22 protein-coding genes and 1 tRNA gene are annotated in these 19,069 nt (G+C 59.7%); 13 read left to right on the top strand and 10 right to left on the bottom strand.

Features of this window, described 5'->3' with window-relative positions:
- The first annotated feature begins 8 nt into the window (after nt 1-8).
- Nucleotides 9-722, top strand: a complete 714-nt coding sequence (gene purC, locus NQL71_RS07360; RefSeq protein WP_046816763.1) for a phosphoribosylaminoimidazolesuccinocarboxamide synthase — start codon at nt 9-11, stop codon at nt 720-722.
- Nucleotides 723-806: 84 nt separating this feature from the next.
- A tRNA-Ser gene (locus tag NQL71_RS07355) sits at nt 807-896 on the top strand.
- A 97-nt stretch (nt 897-993) separates the two neighbouring features.
- On the opposite strand, the gene NQL71_RS07350 is transcribed toward NQL71_RS07355, so the two are convergent.
- Nucleotides 994-1,206: a hypothetical protein gene (locus tag NQL71_RS07350; protein ID WP_046816764.1), complete on the bottom strand. Its 213-nt coding sequence runs from the start codon at nt 1,204-1,206 to the stop codon at nt 994-996.
- A gap of 245 nt (nt 1,207-1,451) precedes the next feature.
- On the opposite strand from NQL71_RS07350, the gene NQL71_RS07345 reads away from it, so the two are divergent.
- The 3 genes from NQL71_RS07345 to NQL71_RS07335 all read left to right on the top strand — a co-directional run bounded on the left by NQL71_RS07345 (nt 1,452) and on the right by NQL71_RS07335 (nt 3,525).
- Nucleotides 1,452-1,952 carry a hypothetical protein gene (locus NQL71_RS07345; protein ID WP_274642476.1) on the top strand — a complete coding sequence of 167 codons (501 nt, stop codon included), beginning with the start codon at nt 1,452-1,454 and terminating at the stop codon, nt 1,950-1,952.
- Between the two features lie 222 nt (nt 1,953-2,174).
- A complete protein-coding gene (locus NQL71_RS07340; RefSeq protein ID WP_046816766.1) occupies nt 2,175-3,101 on the top strand; it encodes a LysR family transcriptional regulator in 927 nt (308 codons plus the stop codon).
- A 58-nt stretch (nt 3,102-3,159) separates the two neighbouring features.
- Entirely contained in the window at nt 3,160-3,525 is a 366-nt protein-coding gene (locus tag NQL71_RS07335) for a 5-carboxymethyl-2-hydroxymuconate Delta-isomerase (RefSeq protein WP_274642475.1), read from the top strand.
- Between the two features lie 3 nt (nt 3,526-3,528).
- Here NQL71_RS07335 and NQL71_RS07330 read toward each other — a convergent pair whose 3' ends face one another.
- Both NQL71_RS07330 and NQL71_RS07325 read right to left on the bottom strand, forming a co-directional pair.
- Nucleotides 3,529-4,464 carry a LysR family transcriptional regulator gene (locus tag NQL71_RS07330; RefSeq protein ID WP_274642474.1) on the bottom strand — a complete coding sequence of 312 codons (936 nt, stop codon included), beginning with the start codon at nt 4,462-4,464 and terminating at the stop codon, nt 3,529-3,531.
- An 82-nt stretch (nt 4,465-4,546) separates the two neighbouring features.
- Nucleotides 4,547-5,725, bottom strand: coding sequence for a cyanate transporter (locus NQL71_RS07325; protein ID WP_274642473.1), 1,179 nt, complete (start codon nt 5,723-5,725; stop codon nt 4,547-4,549).
- Between the two features lie 296 nt (nt 5,726-6,021).
- On the opposite strand from NQL71_RS07325, the gene NQL71_RS07320 reads away from it, so the two are divergent.
- The 5 genes from NQL71_RS07320 to NQL71_RS07300 all read left to right on the top strand — a co-directional run bounded on the left by NQL71_RS07320 (nt 6,022) and on the right by NQL71_RS07300 (nt 10,998).
- Nucleotides 6,022-7,671, top strand: coding sequence for a phosphoethanolamine transferase (locus NQL71_RS07320; RefSeq protein WP_274642472.1), 1,650 nt, complete (start codon nt 6,022-6,024; stop codon nt 7,669-7,671).
- A 64-nt stretch (nt 7,672-7,735) separates the two neighbouring features.
- Entirely contained in the window at nt 7,736-8,398 is a 663-nt protein-coding gene (locus tag NQL71_RS07315) for a class I SAM-dependent methyltransferase (RefSeq protein ID WP_274642471.1), read from the top strand.
- A 123-nt stretch (nt 8,399-8,521) separates the two neighbouring features.
- Nucleotides 8,522-9,655, top strand: coding sequence for a ribonuclease D (rnd, locus tag NQL71_RS07310; protein ID WP_046816772.1), 1,134 nt, complete (start codon nt 8,522-8,524; stop codon nt 9,653-9,655).
- The gene (locus tag NQL71_RS07305; RefSeq protein WP_046816773.1) at nt 9,652-9,945 is read left to right on the top strand and encodes a YcgL domain-containing protein; all 294 of its coding nucleotides are present in this window, start codon (nt 9,652-9,654) and stop codon (nt 9,943-9,945) included. The genes rnd and NQL71_RS07305 overlap by 4 nt, the downstream gene beginning before the upstream one ends.
- Before the next feature lie 120 nt (nt 9,946-10,065).
- Nucleotides 10,066-10,998 (top strand): D-2-hydroxyacid dehydrogenase, encoded by a 933-nt coding sequence (locus NQL71_RS07300; protein WP_248686126.1) that lies wholly within the window; start codon nt 10,066-10,068, stop codon nt 10,996-10,998.
- A gap of 124 nt (nt 10,999-11,122) precedes the next feature.
- Here NQL71_RS07300 and NQL71_RS07295 read toward each other — a convergent pair whose 3' ends face one another.
- Nucleotides 11,123-11,716, bottom strand: coding sequence for a nitroreductase family protein (locus NQL71_RS07295; protein ID WP_077184167.1), 594 nt, complete (start codon nt 11,714-11,716; stop codon nt 11,123-11,125).
- A gap of 164 nt (nt 11,717-11,880) precedes the next feature.
- Here NQL71_RS07295 and NQL71_RS07290 point away from each other — a divergent pair, with 164 nt between their 5' ends.
- Both NQL71_RS07290 and NQL71_RS07285 read left to right on the top strand, forming a co-directional pair.
- Nucleotides 11,881-12,330: a YcgN family cysteine cluster protein gene (locus NQL71_RS07290; protein WP_020797823.1), complete on the top strand. Its 450-nt coding sequence runs from the start codon at nt 11,881-11,883 to the stop codon at nt 12,328-12,330.
- Nucleotides 12,331-12,367: 37 nt separating this feature from the next.
- Nucleotides 12,368-13,597, top strand: coding sequence for a hypothetical protein (locus NQL71_RS07285; RefSeq protein WP_274642470.1), 1,230 nt, complete (start codon nt 12,368-12,370; stop codon nt 13,595-13,597).
- Nucleotides 13,598-13,716: 119 nt separating this feature from the next.
- Here the strand turns inward: NQL71_RS07285 and NQL71_RS07280 are convergent, their stop codons facing one another.
- From NQL71_RS07280 to NQL71_RS07265, 4 genes are all read right to left on the bottom strand, one after another.
- The gene (locus NQL71_RS07280; protein ID WP_046816777.1) at nt 13,717-14,094 is read right to left on the bottom strand and encodes a YgaP family membrane protein; all 378 of its coding nucleotides are present in this window, start codon (nt 14,092-14,094) and stop codon (nt 13,717-13,719) included.
- 80 nt (nt 14,095-14,174) lie between these two features.
- The gene (locus NQL71_RS07275) at nt 14,175-14,645 is read right to left on the bottom strand and encodes an RNA methyltransferase (protein ID WP_046816778.1); all 471 of its coding nucleotides are present in this window, start codon (nt 14,643-14,645) and stop codon (nt 14,175-14,177) included.
- Nucleotides 14,646-14,834: 189 nt separating this feature from the next.
- A complete protein-coding gene (locus tag NQL71_RS07270; protein ID WP_008034789.1) occupies nt 14,835-15,206 on the bottom strand; it encodes a YajD family HNH nuclease in 372 nt (123 codons plus the stop codon).
- Between the two features lie 48 nt (nt 15,207-15,254).
- Nucleotides 15,255-15,941, bottom strand: coding sequence for a spermidine synthase (locus tag NQL71_RS07265; RefSeq protein WP_046816779.1), 687 nt, complete (start codon nt 15,939-15,941; stop codon nt 15,255-15,257).
- A 94-nt stretch (nt 15,942-16,035) separates the two neighbouring features.
- Here NQL71_RS07265 and NQL71_RS07260 point away from each other — a divergent pair, with 94 nt between their 5' ends.
- Nucleotides 16,036-16,326, top strand: coding sequence for a hypothetical protein (locus NQL71_RS07260; protein ID WP_046816780.1), 291 nt, complete (start codon nt 16,036-16,038; stop codon nt 16,324-16,326).
- Here NQL71_RS07260 and NQL71_RS07255 read toward each other — a convergent pair.
- Nucleotides 16,323-16,796, bottom strand: coding sequence for a cyclic nucleotide-binding domain-containing protein (locus tag NQL71_RS07255; RefSeq protein ID WP_077184161.1), 474 nt, complete (start codon nt 16,794-16,796; stop codon nt 16,323-16,325). The two genes, NQL71_RS07260 and NQL71_RS07255, sit on opposite strands and share 4 nt — an antisense overlap.
- A 175-nt stretch (nt 16,797-16,971) precedes the next feature.
- Nucleotides 16,972-19,026: a S9 family peptidase gene (locus tag NQL71_RS07250; RefSeq protein WP_274642469.1), complete on the bottom strand. Its 2,055-nt coding sequence runs from the start codon at nt 19,024-19,026 to the stop codon at nt 16,972-16,974.
- Nucleotides 19,027-19,069 lie beyond the last annotated feature (43 nt).

Here is a 19,069-nt window from a genome sequence, read left to right as displayed (position 1 = left end):
AGCCCATCATGGAAAAACGTGAAGAACTCTACCGCGGCAAAGCCAAATCGGTTTACAAGACCGACGACGCTAACCGCTTGATCCTGCTGTTTCGCAACGACACTTCGGCGTTCGACGGCAAGCGCATCGAACAGCTGGACCGCAAAGGCATGGTGAACAACAAGTTCAACGCCTTCATCATGCAGAAACTCGAAGCCGCCGGCGTGCCGACCCAGTTCGACAAACTGCTGGGTGACAACGAGTGCCTGGTGAAGAAGCTCGACATGATCCCGGTCGAGTGCGTCGTGCGTAACTACGCCGCCGGCAGCCTGGTCAAGCGCCTGGGCGTCGAAGAAGGCATGAAGCTCAACCCTTACACCTTCGAACTGTTCCTGAAAGACGACGCCAAGGGCGACCCGTTCATCAACGAATCCCACGTCGTGGCGTTCGGTTGGGGCACTGCCGAGCAACTGGCGCGCATGAAGGAGCTGTCGCTCAAGGTCAACGAAGTCCTGAGCAAACTGTTCGACGACGCCGGCCTGCTGCTCGTCGACTTCAAACTGGAATTCGGCGTGTTCCACGACGGCTCCATCGTCCTGGGCGACGAATTCAGCCCGGACGGCTGCCGCCTGTGGGACAAGGCGACCAAGAAGAAAATGGACAAGGACCGCTTCCGCCAGGGCCTCGGTGACGTCATCGAAGCCTACGAAGAAGTCGCCAACCGTCTGGGCGTACCGCTTTAATCGACGCAAGCATCTGATAGCACAGAAAAAATTTGCTAAAGAGGGTTTGCTTTCGGCAAAAGTGTTGATATGATGCGCGCCGTTGGAGAGATGCCAGAGTGGCCGAATGGGACGGATTCGAAATCCGTTGTACCTTCACCGGTACCTAGGGTTCGAATCCCTATCTCTCCGCCATTACATAGAAAAAGCCCCGTAGCTGAAAAGTTACGGGGCTTTTTTGTTTGTGCAAAAAACTGTCAGGGATTTTAGCTGCGCGGGTACGCAGGGCGAATCAGTTACCCATGGTGGCGTGGGTGATGATTTCGTTCTCGACCAGCAGGTTGATCCGTGCGGGGTTGTAGTCCTTGGTCAAGATGAACCCGTTGCCCCTCGGTCGTACCGCCAGGCCGGTCTTGTTGGCGAGTTCTTCGCGAAGTTCCTCGGTGTATGGCCGGCCGATGTATTGATTGGCGGTGTCCAGGTGTTGTTTCAAGTCCATGGTCATTTATTGCTTCCTTGCGATAATTTAAATAAGTACGTGTGCTTCTATCATCCGGGTTGGATGACGCAGGGATATTCTGGAATAACCGAGCTTCTTTATCATCCGCTGGATTGTGTCGGGATGTTTGACTTCGTTGCTTGCAATGTGCGCATGTTTGTTGTTCTTGCGAAAGACCTTGTTTCAAAACTCTCAAGTAATCTGTGAGCGTGATATTCATAATTGATGGCTAGTGAGCAATCAGGTAATTGTTGCACGCTAATCTGAAGAATATTCCTACAGAATATCTGATACTAATTCCTGCAAGTCCAAGAGAGGTCAATATGCTCCGGAGCATTACCGCTGCCATGGTATTCATTTCCGCGCCAGCCTGGGCTGCCCAGGCGCCGGCGTCCTTTACCGGTACGGATTATAGCGGGCGCTATGAATGTGTCGGCAAGGACAGTCATGCGGGTGATTATAAAGGTGTCGTCGAAATGAAGCTCAATGCAGAGCAAAGTGTCGGGAAGTTCGGGGCCTATGCCTTTGTACTGACGATGGAGGACAACTCCAGGTATGTCGGGTTCGCGGCCGCTACGTCCGATTCGCTGGCGGTGTCTTTTGCGCATACTGATCCGGCGTTGAAGGATTATGGGGTCGGTGTTGCGCAACTTGTTACAACGCCCGAGGGCAAAGTGTCTTTCACTAAATATTATTACGGTCCTGAATACAATGGTGGCGGGCACGGTATGGAATACTGCGTCAGAAGTTGAATTGGCCAAAGGCGCTAACAATAAAGTGTCTGTCCAGGAAATCCTCGATGTCAGCACAGAAGCTGCCTTGAGAGGCTGGGCCAAATCGGAGGCGAAATAAAAATCCGCGTGTGAACCTGTTGGCATTAAACCAGGATCTCTCGCGGCATTCGCTAAGTCGCGTAGACACCGCTTGTTACACCTCCCTAAACTGTCGATAGTTTTTGAGCGCGGGGTCAATGGATGAATCGCAACGAACTACGCAAGGCCGACATCAACCTGATGGTGGTGTTTGAAACGCTGATGCTCGAACGCAACGTCACCAAGGTGGCGAAGAAGCTGTTTCTTGGTCAGCCGACCATCAGTTCGGCACTCAACCGCTTGCGTACCATGTTCAACGATCCGTTGTTCATCCGCGTCGGGCATCGCATGGAGCCGACGGCGCGGGCTGAAGAGATCTTTCGGCATTTGTCGCCGGCGCTGGATTCGTTGTCGGTGGCGTTGAGCCTGACCCATGATTTCGACCCGAGCAGCAGCACCATGACCTTTCGCATCGGGATGTCCGACGATGTCGAGTACGGCCTGTTGCCGCCATTGCTGCGGGCGTTGCGCCAGGAAGCGCCGAAGGTGGTATTCGTGGTGCAGAATGTCGATTACTGGCGCATTCCCGACTTGCTGGCGTCAGGAGACATCACGGTCGGAGTCAGCCAGACCCGCGGTCTGCCGGCCAACGCCAAACGCAAGTTGTTGCGGCACATCCAGCCCAGCGTTCTACGCGCCGATGCCAGTGATACACCGTTGACGCTCGATGAGTACTGCTCGCGCCCTCATGTGCTGGTATCCCATATTGCCAACGTCAGTGGCTTCGCGGACGAGTGGCTGTCGGCAATCGGCCGCACGCGCCAGGTGGTGCTCTCGGTGCCGCAATACAGTTCGTTGCCGGCCTTGCTCGCCGGGACCGATCTGCTGGCCAGCCTGCCGGATTACACGGCAGAGGCCATGGCGGCGTCCGGCCAGTTGTTCAAGGAGCCGTTTCCGTTCAAGACACCGACCCTGGAGCTGTCCATGGTCTGGCTCAGCCACGTCGACAGCGACCCCGCCGAGCGCTGGCTGCGCTCACGGCTCGAAGCCTTCATGGGCGAGCGCAATCTGTTGTCGCTGCCCCAGTGAGCAAGGCAGCGCCGTGTTATACCTATGAACTTTTCCACCGACCTAAGGGAGTTACGCCATGCCTCACCTGCACCTGGAATATACCGCCAACCTGCCTGACCTGAACGCCGATGTGGCGTTGATGCGCCTGAACAATACGCTGGTGGGCTCCGGTCAGTTCGGTGCCGAACTCGACATCAAGAGTCGCGCGGTGAAGGTCCAGACGTTCAGGGTCGGCACGGCATTGGCCGAGCGGGCGTTCGTGCATGTGAAACTGGCCGTGCTGAGCGGTCGCTCTGCGGAGATCAAGAAGCAGCTGTCCGACAGTCTGCTGGCCGTGCTCAAGGATCTGTGTGAATGGCCGACGGGGGTGGAGGTGCAGTTGTGCGTGGAGATTCTCGACATTGATCGCGAGTCCTATGCCAAGACTACCGTCGGCGTCTGAGTTTCAGGCCGTGTCCAGTTCCGCGCAGGCCTCGATCACCTGCTCGCGTAGCCAGATGTTGGCGCTGTCCTGATCGGCGCCCTGGCTCCATTGCATGTCGAGGGTGAAACCCGGCAAGCCATTGGGTGCTTCGCAACGCTCGAAGGCGGTCTCGTCGGCCAGCAATTGCTGGATGCGCCGGGGCAGGGTGAGGAGGAAGTCGGTGCCGCCGATCATCTTCAGGGCCGCGCCGTAGCTGTTGGCCCGCGCGACGATCTGCCGTTGGCGGTTTTGCTGGGCCAACCAGCCGTCGACCATGTTGCTGGTGGAGGTCCAGGGGGTCGGGAACACGTGTCGGCGCTCGATGAAGGTTTGCAGGCTCAGGCGTGGTTGCGACGAAGCGCTGCGTTTGTCGAGGACGCAGACGAAATCGTCTTCCAGCAGCGTGCGTACATGGCAGTCAGCGTGGCTTCGATGAAAGTCGGGGCCAAAACCAATCGCCAGATCCAGGCTGCCCTCACGCAGCGCCTGGGCCGGGATGTCAGTCTCGAGTTTATGCACATTGACCACCACAGCAAGCTCGGCGAGCGCGAAGCGCTTGAGCAGGCGCGGTAGAACCAGCTGCTCGAAGTATTCCGGTGCGCAGAGGTTGAAAACCGTGGGTTGCAGGGTGGGATCGAATGCCGACGCACTGGCGTGACACAGGTTGATGCTGTCGAGGATCTTCAGCACGTGGGGGTACATGCTGTCGGCCTTGTAAGTGGGGCGCATCCCGGTGCGGGTGTTGATGAACAATTCGTCCTCAAACCCTGCACGCAGTTTTTTCAGGCAGTAACTCACGGTGGACTGGCTGACGCACAGCGTCTCGGAAACGCCGGAGACGCTGTTGTGCTCATACACGGCGACGAACACCATCAAGTCCTGCATGTCGAGCTTTCGTAGCACGTTGCTGTTCAGCATCCTTTCTGGCTCATGTGCAAACTTGAGCGACTGATCCTAGCTCAATGACGGCAACAGGAGAATGTCTGGTAGGCGTTCGGAGTCACCGCATGTGCCTGGCGTAATGGCGTGGATCGAAGCGCAAGGCCATCAGGATCATCAGGGCTACGACCCCCGTGAGCGACCACCAGGCCCATTCGAAACTGCCGAGTTGATCGCGGATCATCCCGGCCACCAGCGGCGAGACCCCCGCAATCAGATAGCCGATGCCTTGCACAAACGCCGTGAGCCCACCCGCTTGCCGGGGCTCGTCCAGATGATCCAGCGACACGATCAGGCTCATTGGGAACAGCCCGCCGATTCCAAGTCCCAGGAGGCATGGCCACAGGAGGCCGAAGTTATCCGGGCTGAGAATCAACCCGCAAAAACCAATCATGATCAGCGCCAGCAACACCACCAGCACCAGGCGCCGATCGCGGCTGCCGTTGGCAATGGCTGGAACCAGCAGGCCGGACAACACCTCCATCGCGGTGAGGAAGCCCAGCAACAACCCGGCGTCCTGTTCGCTCCAGCCCTTTTCCACGTAGTACGGCGCCATCCAGGCCAGCACGCAGGTATAGGACGCCGTGCCCAGGCCGAAAAACACCGCGAGCAGCCAGGCGCGGGGGTGACTGAAGAACGAGCGGTGGCTGGTTGATCCCGGTGTCGGTGCCCCCACCCGTTGACCGCACCAGAACAGCAGCGCGAGCGCGGCCAGCACCGCCCAGATGGCCAGGCCCAGGCGCCAACTGCCTGTATGGACCATCACCAGTGGGGCGAAAGAGGCGGCAATGGCGGCGCCACCCATGATCGACGTGACGTAGAGCCCCATGCACAGGGCCACGTTGTCGCTGAAGCGGGCTTTGATCAGCGTCGGCATCAGTGCCTGGATCAGTGCGATACCGATGCCGGCCAGCATGGCACTAAGGATCAGTTCCAGCGCCGAATCGAGGAGCAACCGCGATGCAGTCGCCAGGCCGATGACCAGCAGCGACAGCACGACTGTGCGGCGCTCGCCGAGGCGTTGACTGATCGCCAGCCCAAAGAACATTGCCAGCCCCATGGTCATGACCGGCAGCAGGGTCAGCAGCGAGGCGAGGCTGAAACTCAGCGGGATATCGCCACGAATCGCCGACAGCAAGGGACCGACCGCAGCCATGGAAGGCCGCAGGTTAAGGGCGACCAGCATGATGCTGAACATCAGCCACAGGGCAGGGCGGGAGGTAACGCGAATGTTTTCCATGATCGGACCTTGATAAGTCAGGGGCCGATTAGGCGCGATGGGTTCGCAGCCGGCAAATCAGAAAGTCACGGGCAGTATCGGGAAATTAAATAATGCTGCGGTGAGTGATTTTGCTGAACCAGGGCTGAACCATTCTCAAATAACCTAAAAGTTTCATCAAGTGCCGGTGGGGCCACTAATCGTTGGCTTCTTTTTCACGAAAAATTGATGGTTGGCTGCCTAGAGTTAGTGCTGTCTTGATAAATGAAATTTTCACACTTGTCCAAGGCACTTCTATTCAGGAATAGCCGATCACCATGTTGAAGATTAAAGCCGTGCGCCCGGAGTGGGTGACACTGATTGCCAGCGCCTTTTTATTGACTGCCTGCAATTTCGTCTTGTGGCAACACCTCTTCGATATTACCTCGTCTGACGGTAAAGGCATCGTCATGCGCGTGGCATTTGGGGCGATGATTCTCGCGGCGTTCAACATTATCCTGATCTTGCTGGCGTTCCGCCCGGTGCTGAAGCCGGTGCTGACCCTGCTGTTCATGATCAGCGCGGGTGTCGCTTATTTCATGAGCCAATATGGCGTCCTGATTGACGTTGGCATGTTGCGAAACTTCGCGCAAACCAATGCCACGGAAGTACGGGACTTACTGTCGTTAAAGTTGCTTGCTTATATTGTTTTCCTCGGTGTACTTCCGTCCTGGTTATTGTGGAAAACGCCGGTTGAATATCGCCGCTGGCATCGAGAGTTATTAAGCAAGGTTCTCGTGACGTTTGCCTCGGCGGCGGTCATTGGTGGTGTCGCGCTGATCAACTATCAAGGCCTTTCTTCGCTGTTTCGCAATCACCACGAACTGCGCTTGATGGTGGTGCCGAGCAACTACATAGGTGCCTCCGCCGGTTACTTGCGTGAGCAGATCGCGTTAGCGCGCCAGCCCTTTGTCAAAGTTGGTGAAGATGCCCAGCGCGATTCCGCCTGGCAAACCCATGGTCGCAAGTCCCTGACGGTTCTGGTGGTGGGTGAAAGTGCCCGGGCAGAGAACTTCGGCGTTCTGGGCTACAACCGCGACACCACGCCGAAACTGGAAAAGGAAGCCGGGCTGATCGCGTTCACCGACGTCAAGTCTTGCGGCACTGAAACAGCCGTGTCGGTGCCCTGCATGTTCTCCAACATGGGGCGCAAGGATTACAACGCGAGCAAGGCCAAGAACGAAGAAGGCCTGCTGGATGTGCTCAAGCGTGCGGGCCTCGATGTGATCTGGCGTGACAACCAGTCTGGCTGCAAGGGGACCTGCGATCGCGTCACTCTTGACGACCTCAGCAACCTGAAAGACCCGGTGCTGTGCGCCAACAGTGAATGTCGCGATGAAATCCTGCTGCAAGGCCTGCAACACTTCATCGATACCCTGGATAAAGACACGGTACTGGTATTGCATCAGATGGGCAGTCACGGTCCGGAGTACTACAAGCGCTACCCGAAGGAATTCGAGCGCTTTACCCCGGTCTGCAAGAGCAATGCACTGAACAACTGCAGCCGCGAAAGCATCATCAACGGCTACGACAATACGCTGGTGTACACCGACCATGTGCTGTCGACCTTGATCGATCTGTTGCGCAGCAACCAGGACAAGGTTGATACCGCGATGCTTTATCTGTCGGACCACGGCGAATCCCTGGGCGAATACAACCTGTTCCTCCATGGCACGCCTTACATGCTGGCACCGGATCAACAGAAACACGTGGCGATGCTGGCATGGTTCTCCGACAGCTATCAGAAGTCGTTCTCGGTAGACACCCATTGCCTGCAACTGAGTCGTGAAAAACCCTTGAGCCAGGACAACCTGTTCCATTCGATGCTGGGGCTGCTGGAGGTCGACAGCAAGGTTTATAACCAGGACCTGGATATGTTTGCCGGGTGCCGTAGAGCGGCGATCGATGGCGTATTGGCCAAAGATTGAGTGCTGCGACGTTCATTCACGCAACGGCCTGCGGTCGGCCAGTCTTCGCCAAGAGCCATAGCCCATGTCAGCCCAATCCCCCTCCGCCATCGAGCTTGAGTTCGCCCGGCAGTATGACCAGGAGCACGCCCTCGTCTGCCTGCAGCCGCAAGCGCAGGACCTGGGAGAGCGGCTGGCGTTCTGGCGTGACGAGCAACTGGTGCGCCGGGCGCTCAAGGTCGCTGGCGAGCCGGGCTTGATTCTCGATGTGGCTTGCGGCGTCGGGCGCTTCTGGTCGGTGCTGGGCGAGCGGGCGAACCGGGTGATCCTGGCGATGGATCCGTCCCAGGGGATCCTTGAACATGCCCCAAGCCACCATTCGCATTGCCTGATGCAGCGAGTCAGGACCTTTCAAAGCTCAGCCTTCAACATTGGCTTGTCGGAAAATGCGGTTGACTGCATTTTTTGCATGCAGCTGTTTCAGTACATTGCCAGCCCCGAGCTTCGTTTAGCGATGTTGGGCGAGTTTTGCCGGGTCAGCCGAGATACGGTGATTGTGGCGGTGCGCATCGGTGGTCGTTTCAAGCGTAGGCGCACCGACGGGCAGGGGCCTGCCACTCAACCGCTGATCAGCAAGGTCCAGGTAGAAGCTGAATTCAAACAGGCAGGATTGCGCGTGATCGGCCATCAGGACTTTCTGCCCGGCTGCGCACCGAGGCGGGTTTACGTGCTGGGTAAGGTCGATTAGATCGTGTTTGTCGGACTATTCTTGCCATCAGGCAGGCATTTTCGCTAAAGCTCTTGTTCAGTGGATGCGCGGAAATCGTCGAGGGCGATATATACTGCGCGCCATTCTTCAAGGGAGAGCCGTGTGGCCATCGATATTCACTGGATTCGCGACAACGATAGCCTCGGTCGGTTTTGCACCGAGTGGCAGCAACTGCCGTTCGTTGCCCTCGACACCGAATTCATGCGGGTCGACACCTTCTACCCGATCGCAGGCCTGCTGCAGGTCGGCGATGGCGAACGTGCCTACCTGATCGATCCTCTGACCATCGACAACTGGCAGCCCCTGGCCGCGTTGCTGGAAAATCCGGCCGTGATCAAGGTTGTCCATGCGTGCAGCGAAGACCTCGAAGTCCTGCTGCGCCTGACCGGTAGCCTGCCGGCACCGCTGTTCGACACGCAACTGGCCGCCGCTTACCTGAACCTGGGCTTCTCCATGGGCTATTCGCGGCTGGTGCAGGAAGTGCTGGGCATCGACCTGCCCAAGGGCGAAACCCGTTCCGACTGGCTGCAACGTCCGCTGTCCGAAACCCAGATCAGCTACGCCGCCGAAGACGCCGTGCACCTGGCGGAAGTCTTCGTCAAGTTGCGCCCGCAACTCTCGGACGACAAATACGCCTGGGTCCTGGAAGACGGAGCGGAGCTGGTGGCCAACCTGCGCCGTGAAATCGACCCGTACGAGGTCTATCGCGACGCCAAGCTGGCCTGGAAGCTGTCCCGCGCGCAACTCGCCGTGTTGCGTGAACTCTGCGCCTGGCGCGAGCAAGAGGCGCGTGCCCGTGACCTGCCGCGTAACCGCATCATCCGCGAGCATTCGCTGTGGCCGCTGGCGCGCACGCAGCCGGACAACCTCGGCGCATTGGCGAAAATCGAAGACATGCACCCGCGCACCGTGCGTCAGGACGGTGAGTTTCTGCTTGATCTGATCAAGCGCTCTGGCAGTGTGTCGCCCGAGCAATGGCCGCCCGCCGTGCCTGAGCCGTTGCCGGTGGACGCCGCCGCGCTGCTCAAGCGGCTCAAGGCCATCGGCCAGGCCGAGGCCGAGCGCCTGAACATCGCGCCTGAGGTGATGCTGCGCAAGAAAACCCTGGAAGCCTTGCTCAAGAGCGGCTTCCCCAATGGTCCCTACCAATTGCCTGATTCATTGCGTGGCTGGCGCCGCGAATTGATGGGCCAGGCGCTGCTCGACAGCCTGGCCACCGCCGGAGAACAGCCTTGAAACGTATTTGCTCCATCTACCGCAGTTCGAAGAAAAACGAGATGTACCTCTATGTGCTCAAGAGCGATGCCCTGGAGCGTGTACCGGAACCCCTGATGGCCGCCTTCGGCAAAGCTATCCACGCGTTCGACCTGGTATTGAGCCCCGAGCGCAAGCTGTCGCGCGAGGACATTGCCGTGGTTCTTGAAAACCTCGAAAAGCAGGGTTATCACCTGCAAATGCCGCCAGCGGAAGAGGAATACATCGAACACTTGCCGGAAGAATTGTTGCGACGCAACGATCCCATGTGATCGACAGACAGGCTTTGTTCGAAGCCTCGATGGACACTTGAATGATTTTGGCGATGGCTGCAGCGACGGAGCAGGGCTCTGTCGGCGGCCGTCCGCACTGTTTTTCGAAAGGTTTGAAGCATGCGCGTCCTGATTGCTGAACACGATCACCCGGTGTACGCCCGACTGTTGCAAGAGGCGGCGCCTGAGGTGGAAGTCCTGACCAGCGGCGATTCCGCCGAACTGGCTCGTCTGGCCGCCGATTGCCCGGTCTGGCTCGGCCAACCCGACTTGCTGGCGACCCTGCTGCGTCAGGGCCATCAGCCGCAATGGCTGCAATCGACCTGGGCGGGGATCACGCCGCTGCTGGCCGATGGCTTGCCCAGGCACTATCGCCTGACCCGCGCGGTGGGCATTTTCGGTCAGGTCATGGCTGAATACGTGCTTACCTACATGCTCGGCCACGAACGTGAAGTGCTGGCGCGGCTGGTCAGCCAGGTCGAGCGCAAATGGGACAGTCGTCACGGCCAGAGCCTGGCGGGGCGCAAGGTCTTGATCGTCGGCACCGGTGATATCGGGCAGACGGTGGCGCAGTTCCTCGTGCCTTTTGGTGTCCAGCTGTATGGCATCGCCAGTGAGGCCCGTGAGCAGTCACCCTTCATCGAAGTCGGTTCGCTGGCGGATCTGCCGCGCTTGGTCGGTGAAGTGGATTACGTGGTCAATCTGCTGCCAAATACCCCGAACACCCACGATATTTACAACGCGGCGTTGTTCAAGCAGTTCAAGCCGACCGGGTTGTTCATCAACGTCGGGCGCGGTGTTGCGGTGGTGGATGCGGATCTGGTGGAAGCCTTGAAGGAAGGGCATCTGGTGGGCGCCGTGATCGACGTCTGTCGCCAGGAGCCGCTGCCACAACGTCATCCATTCTGGACGGCTTTTGGCCTGCTGCTGACGGGCCACAGCTCGGCACCGACCTCGCCTTCGCTGATGGTGGATCTGTTTATCGAGAACCTGCGGGCGTATCAGGCGGGAGAGGCATTGCGCGGGGAAGTGGATTTCAATCGCGGATACTGAGTTGACGCTAAACCTGTAGGAGCCGAGCTTGCTCGCGAAGAGGCCATCACATTCAACATCATCGTTGACTGTGACACCGCTATCGCGAGCAAGCTCGGCTCCTACAGTAGATATGCGTTGTGGTTTAGAGGGTGAAGTCGCCTTCAGCCGCCAACTCGTTCAACGGACGCCGCGGGCTCGGCTCCTCACGGGCTTGCAGGTAGTCCGCCAGCGTTGCTTTATCCCCCAATTTACCCACGGCCACGGCCGCATGCAGGGCATAGCCCTCAGGAATGTTCAGCTCCTTGCGGGTCAGCTCCTGATCGAAACCGGCCATGCCGTGGGTGTGCCAGCCGCTGATGCTGGCTTGCAGCGCCAGGTGGCCCCAGGCGGAACCGGTGTCGAAGGTGTGCCACAGCGCCGGGGTTTCTTCACTGGCGCCAGGCGCGGTGAAGGTGGTTTTCGAGATCACGATCACCAGTGCCGAGGCGTGTTGCGCCCAGCTGCGATTGAATTCGTTCAGCAGGCCCAGGTAACGCTCCCAGTTCGGCGTATCGCGACGCGCATAGAGAAACCGCCAAGGCTGCGAGTTGTAGGCCGACGGCGCCCAACGCGCGGCTTCGAAGAAGCTCAGCAGGGTCTCTTCAGGAATGCTTTCGCCGGTGAAGGCACGGGGCGACCAGCGATCGGTGAACTGAGGGTGAATGGCGTATTCGGCAATACGGGGATTTGCACTCATCAAGAGATTCCTTGCTACGTTTGAAAGTGGGAGCGACGCAAAACCCTACTTGGCGACGCAATAACTGACAAGCCCGTTCTACCGGCAGTCGCCAATGCTTGGCCCGCGGGGCTGCGGGCACTAGACTGGCGGCCTTTTCACCACCTGATGTCGATGCTCGAACCATGGCCGCCAAAGTAGAACCGTTCTGGATACGAAAAACCCTCGATCAACTCGATCAGCAGGAATGGGAATCGCTGTGCGACGGCTGTGGCCTGTGCTGCCTGCAAAAGCTCGAGGACGAAGACGACAACAGCGTCTATTACACACGCATTGCCTGCAAACTGCTGGACCTGAAAACCTGCCAGTGCAGCGACTACCCCAACCGTCGCGCCTCGGTGCCGGACTGCATCCAGCTCACACCGGGCAAGGCCGACGAGTTCAAATGGTTGCCACCGACCTGCGGCTATCGCCTGGTCAGCGAGGGCAAGGACCTGCCGCTGTGGCATCACCTGGTGTGCGGTGATCGCGATGCGGTGCACCACGAACGTATTTCCCAGTCCGGGCGCATGCTCGCCGAAGGCAGCGTGGCGGAAGAGGACTGGGAAGACCATCTGATTTTCCGCGCAGGTTAAAGCGCAGCGCAGGTCAAGGTTCCACCAAGGAGTGTGTATGGCTGTGGGATGGCGGCAGGCGCTGGTCATTGGGTTGTGCGCCCTGAGCTTGCCCGTGTGGGCGGCGAAGAAAGTCGATCTGGATTACCACGTGCGCCTGTTGCCGCAAAGCGACCAGGCTGAGGTGCGCCTGACCCTGGCCCAGGGCGCGGCGGTGCGCAGCCTGGATTTCGACCTCGGCGACGGCAGCCAATACAGCGATTTCAAGGCCGACGGCCAATGGCAGCTGACCGCAGGCAAGGCGGCCCGCGGGGTATGGCGCCCGACGGCCGAGAAGGCCAGTCTGACCTATCGGGTGAAGATCAGTCACGGGCGCAAGAACGGCAGTTTCGACACGCGCATGACCCCGACCTGGGCGTTGATGCGTGGTGACGATCTGGTGCCGCCGGCCAGGCTCGATCAGCAGGACGGCACCGAGTTGGTTTCACGCCTTGAATTCGAGTTGCCCAATGGTTGGCAAAGCGTCGAAACCGCCTGGCCGCGCATCGGCAAGCATAAATTTCGTATCGATAACGTTTCCCGGCTGTTCGACCGACCCACGGGCTGGATGCTCGCCGGGCACCTGGGCAGTCGACGAACGCGCTTGGGCGAAACCGAAGTCACCGTCGCCTCGCCGCGCGGGCAAGGCATGCGGCGCATGGATGTGCTGACGCTGCTGACGTTTGTCTGGCCCCAGGTGCAGGCCGTGTTTCCTCGTCACCCGACCAAGTTGCTGATTGTCGGCGCCAACGATCCCATGTGGCGTGGCAGCCTGTCGGCGCACGAATCGATTTATCTGAATAGCCGCCTGCCGCTGGTCGGTGAAAATGGCAGGAGCCCGTTGGTTCGAGAGTTGGCCCAGGTGTTCGGGCGGATCAACGATCAGCAGCGCAGCGACTGGATCAGTGAAGGTTTCGCCGAGTACTACGCCATCGAACTGGTGCGCCGGGCCGGCGGCATGAGCGATGAGCGTTATGAGGATCTGCACGGGAAGCTGGTCAAGGAAAGCCAGAAAGTCACCAGTTTGCGGGGCGAGCAGATCAACCCTGCGCAGGTCGCGAAGGCGGTGGTGTTGCTACAGGAACTGGATCGCGAGATTCGCCTGAAGACACGCAACAAGCGCTCGCTGGATGATGTGCTGCGCGGGGCGATGCACCTGGGGAGCATTGATACCAAGCAATTCGTACAGCTCAGTGAGAGCGTGCTTGGGGAGTCTTCCAAGGTATTGGATAGCGGGTTGCTTCGGTAATACCGCCCTCGCCAGCAGGCTAGCTCCCACAGGGGGCTTCTTTGTCGTGTGATAGCGAAGATCACTGTGGGAGCCAGCCTGCTGGCGATGAGGCCATAAGCCCTGGCGCAAACTCCGGATCAAACCCCGGTTTTAGGCGACTTCAGGGAATCATTGCCGGTAACGGTCGCGGTTTTGGTCGCCGCCTCGGCATTGGCTTTCAACCGATTCAACTCTTCACCTGCGCGCTGAATTTTCGCCCGCACGTTATTCATGTCCTGTCGGCTTTTTTCCAGCAGGCTTTTAGCCGAGCTGTGGCCGGTGATGCCACGGGCCAGGGCCACGCCGCCGATCGCCACTTGAATCAAGCCGAACAGGCCGCCGCGACGCAAACCCTTGCCGACCATGACCACGCCGCCAGCCAGTGAGCCGATGCGTTCCCAGCCATGCACATTCTGTTCGGAGGGGGTCTGGAATGGGGTGGATTCGATGCGCTCTACGCGTTTGAGTTCGCTCATGATCTGACTCCAGGCTTGAGTTATGGATAGATAAGCTGACTGCTGGTGCAGGCCACTTGTTCCATCGGATGTGCGCCGCTTCAGCGGAATTTTGGCCCCGAACGGGTGTTGAGGCCCTTGGCCATGCGGTCGTAGAGCACGACGTTGACCGTGGCGGCCAGGTTCATGCAGCCGGTGGTCGGGATGTAGACCACGTCTTCGCACCAGTCACGGATCTCTTTATCCAGCGAGCCGTCCTCCGGGCCGAAGATGTACAGCGCACGGTCCGGGTGAGTGTACTCCGGCAACGGGCGGGCGCCATCGACCAGTTCCACGGCAACGGGAACACAGTTGAGGGGCAGGATTTTCTTCAGGTCGTCGATGCCGATCAGCGGAATATCGTAGTGGACGCGCTTGGTATCGGTAACGAAGTCGGCGGCGCGTTCATAACGCTTGCCGGTGTAGAACACCGATGCCACGCCATAACAGCCAGCGGCGCGCATCACCGAACCGACATTCTCCGGTGATTTGGGGTTATACAAACCTATGCAGCTGTACCGTTTATCTGCCACGAGCGGGGTGCCTTTGGAAAAAAGCGCGATTATACGGGGATTGGGTGGCAGCGGTCAGGTCACAGATTGGCGGTGCCTGGGCAATCGCTTTCGCGAGCAGGCTCGCTCCCACAGGGGATCTCCCGTGCAACAGAGATCCAATGTGGGAGCGAGCCTGCTCGCGAAGGGGCCAGTCTAGGCGCTGAAGATTCAGTCGTCCTTCTTCATCAACCCTGCCAACGCCGCAAACGGGTTGTGCGTCGCCTTGGCGATCTTCGGCGTGCTCAGCGAGCCTTCGCCGAAATACTGCTGGTCGGTATAACGCGAGTGTTCGTTATCGTGGCAGTACAGGCACAGCAATTCCCAGTTCGAACCGTCCTGGGGGTTGTTGTCGTGGTTGTGGTCGCGGTGGTGCACGGTCAGCTCGCTCAGGCGCTTGCCGGAGAATTCACGGGCGCAGCGGCCGCACACGTGCGGGTACATCTTCAGGGCCTTGTCGCGGTAGCCCATTTCCTTGTCGCGCTGGTTGTCGGCCAGGATGCGGTCCAGCTTCGAGGTGTTGGTCGGGGTGGACGAACTCATGGGTTCACCTTTGTTGAATGACTAATGACGGTATAAGCGCAGTTTAGCTCAGCCCTTGAGCTTCTCGGCAATCCAGATGGTGTGGCGGGTGCCCTTGTTGCCGTGGGCGAAGACCTGCACTTCCTCGGCCTTGAAACCGGCTTTTTTCAGTTTGTCGGAAAACTGCCGGTCTGCGCTGGCCGACCAGACCGCCAGCACGCCTTTTGGTCGCAGGGCCTTGGCGCAGGCGCTCAGGCCGCCGGCGGAGTAGAGCCAGCTGTTGGCCCGCTGGGTCAGGCCTTCGGGGCCGTTGTCGACATCGAGCATGATTGCGTCGAAACCTTGCGGCTCTGCCTGCAGGACCTTGGCCACGTCTTCCAGGCGGATCACGGTGCGCGGGTCTTGCAGGGGGTTGCCGGCTTTTTCGCCCAGCGGCCCACGGTTCCACTCTACGACGCCGGGCACCAGTTCGGCGACCACCACTTCAGCGGACTTGCCCAGGTGCTTGAGCGCCGAGGCGAGGGTGAAGCCCATGCCCAGGCCACCGATCAATACCCGCGAGTTCGGCCGTCCCGCGACCTTGCGGCAGGGGATCTCGGCCAAGGCATCCTCGGAGCCGTGCATGCGCGTATTCATCAGTTGTCCGCCGTCACCGCCCTGGATCTTGATGACGAAATCCTCGCCATACTCGAACAGGCACAGGGCCCCACCGTTCTCGGGAATAGGGGCGGTATCGAGTAGAACAAAACGTTTCATGAGGCTCACTTGAGGAAAATGGCAGCACAGGGGAAGGCAAAAGGGCGCAGTTGGGAGTAGCCTGCAAAAGACCACAAGGCCAACGGAGCCATTGATGAAGCGCACCATTCTAACGGCCATTGCCCTGACCGCGCTCTCGATAACTGCAGTGCAGGCCCAGCAACTGCAGACAACGCCGATCAGTCCCGCGCCAATGCCCGGTTCGCCAGGCACCGCAACGCCCACGCCGTATCCGCAGATCAGTCCTGCACCCCAGCCTAAAGTGGGTCCAGGCAGTAGCGGCCCACCCTTGGTGCCGATCGAGATGCCGAGCCCCCCAACCAAGGACCAGCCGGTGCCGGGGATCGAGCAGAACCCGCCGAAGGTCAAGCCGCCCGGCGGTTAAACCTGTTGCGCCAGCAGTTGCCCGTCGGCCATGCGCAAGCGTTTGGAGAGTGAGACGGCGAGGGCACGGATGATTTTGGCAGCGATTTTCGGAGCCTCATTGAGCATCTTTTCCAGCGAATCCTTGCCCAGGTTGAGCAACTGGCAGTTGCTCGCGGCCACGCAACTGGCCGAACGGCGTTCGCCGTCGAGTACGGCCATTTCGCCGAACGAGCGACCGCTGCGCAGCGTCGCGATGGTCACCTGCTGGCCGTCGCTGGTGGTCTTCTGCACCGCCACCTGGCCGGTATGGATGATGCACATGAAGCTGCCGGCATCGCCCTCGTGGAAGATTTCTTCGCCTTGGGCAATGGTGCTGAGGCTGAAATAGCCCGAGGCCGCGGCGAACTCCGCCGGCAGCAGCTGATTGAACAGGCCGCAGTCCATCAGCCAGTTGCGAATTTCGTTGTTCAGTAAGGTGGGTTCTGACATGTCGTGCGGTCCGGTAACCCTGTGGAAGCGGGCTTGCTCGCGAAGCGGCCAAAATACTCAACACAGAGGTTGACTGAAAAATCGCCTTCGCGAGCAAGCCCGCTCCCACAGGTGGGTCAGTGTTGTATCGGCTTGCGTTGTGCGCGATTAAGACCCGCGCACCCAGCCAAGTTCCTCAGGCAACCCCCAACACCTTGAACAAAAATGCATATTCGAGCGCTACGTCACGCAATCCCTGGTATCGACCGCTCATCCCGCCATGGCCGGCGCCCAGTTCGGTCTTGAGCAGCAATGGATTGTTGTCGGTCTTGGTGGCGCGCAATTTCGCCACCCATTTGGCCGCTTCCCAATACTGCACGCGACTGTCGTTGTAGCCAGCGATCACCAGAGTCGGCGGATAGGCTTGCGCGGTGACGTTTTCGTAAGGCGCATAAGCATTGATCCGATCATGCACGTGCGGCTCTTCAGGATTGCCCCACTCGTCGTATTCGGTAACGGTCAAGGGCAGCTCCGGGTCGAGCATGGTGTTGAGCACATCGACGAACGGCACTTCGGCGATCGCCGCGCCAAACAGCTGCGGCCGCTGATTAAGCACTGCCCCGATCAGCAGGCCGCCGGCGCTGCCCCCGCTGATCGCCAGTTGCGGCGCGGTGGTCAGGCCATTGGCGATCAGGTGTTCGGCGCAGGCAATGAAGTCGCTGAAGGTATTCTGCTTGTGCTCCTGCTTGCCGGCGCGATACCAGGCTTCGCCCAGTTCACCGCCGCCGCGAACGTGAGCGATGGCGAACGCCATGCCGCGATCGAGCAGGCTCAGGCGCGCGTGGGAGAACCACGGGTCGAGGCTTTCGCCATAGGCGCCGTAGCCGTACAGGTAAAGCGGAACCGGCTTGCCGAGTGCTTCGCGCTTGACCACCAGGCTGATCGGCACTTGCGTGCCATCGGGCGCCGTTGCCCACAAGCGCTGGCTGACGTAGGCGTCGGCGTCGAACGGGCCCAGCACCGGGGTTTGCTTGAGCACTTTCTGCTCGCCGCTGACCAGTTCCAGCTGGCGGATTTGCGCCGGACGGTTCAACGCTTCGTAGCGCAGGCGTATCCGCTCGCTGACGAATTCCAGGCTGTTCTGCACGTGCAGGCTGTAGGCTGCGTCCGGCAGTTGCACCCGATAGCTCGGCAGGTCCTGCGGGTGAACCTCGATCACCGGCAAACCGCCGACCCGCAGGCTCAGGGTCATGGCGCCCGCGTTCAGGCTCATGCCATCGATCATCACCGTGTCGCTATGGGGAATCAGGTTCTGCCAATCGGCTTCGGTCGGCGCCACGCCGGTATCGACGGCGGTGTACAAGGCAAAGTTGATGCCGTCGCGATTGGTCCGGATGAACCAGGTCCATTGGCCGTCGAGCGCGCCGTGGTCAACATCGTACTCATGGTTTTCCTGGCGGGGCGCCACGCAGGTAAAGGGCAGGTGCGGGAGATTGGCGTCGAGCACCCAGGCTTCGCTGGTGGTCTTGCTGCCCACGGACAGCAGCAATTGCTGTTCGGAGCTCGAACGGTAGCAATGCATGAAGAAGCGGCCGTCCGTTTCATGGAACACTTCTTCGGCCGCCGTGCCATCCAGGCGGTACCGCAACAGCTTGTGCGGACGGTGAGTGTCGTCCAGTTCGCCGAAAAACAGGGTCAGGCTGTCGTTGGCCCAGGTCATGCTGCCGTCGCAGTCCTGGAACTCCAGTTCACTGACGCGCCCGTCGGACAATTCCTTGACGAACAGCGTGTAGATCTCATCGCCAGTGGAATCGACGCTGTAGGCCAGGCGTTGATGATCGGGGCTGATGCTGAACGCGCCGAGGGAAAAGAAACCGCCTTTGGCCAGTTCGTTAGGGTCCAGCAGCAGTTGCTCACGGCTTTCGTCGAGGACCAGGCTGTCGTCGGCCGGGCGCGGGCAGCGGTAGTGACGGGCATACTCGTCGCCGGCCGTGGTGCGCGTGTAATACAGGTACGGTCCCCACGGCGAGGGCAGGGACAGGTCGGTTTCGAGAATCCGGCCCTTGATCTCCTCGAACAGGGTTTCACGTAACCCGGCCTGATCGGCGGTTTGCGCTTCCTGATAGCGGTTTTCAGCCTTGAGATAGTCGAGCACCGCTGCGCTGTCGCGCTCCTGCAGCCAGGCGTACGGGTCGGGTCCTTCGGCCTTGCGGGCGATCGGGGCGTCGGAAACGTTGGCGGATAGGGGCATGAAAGTCTCTCGAACAGTTTACTGAATAGGGGGTTCACAACCT

Source organism: Pseudomonas serbica (assembly GCF_028823535.1).
GTDB lineage: Bacteria > Pseudomonadota > Gammaproteobacteria > Pseudomonadales > Pseudomonadaceae > Aquipseudomonas > Aquipseudomonas serbica.
The sequence above is the reverse complement of the archived record's forward strand: the minus strand, read 5'-3'. Positions and strand labels throughout refer to the sequence as shown.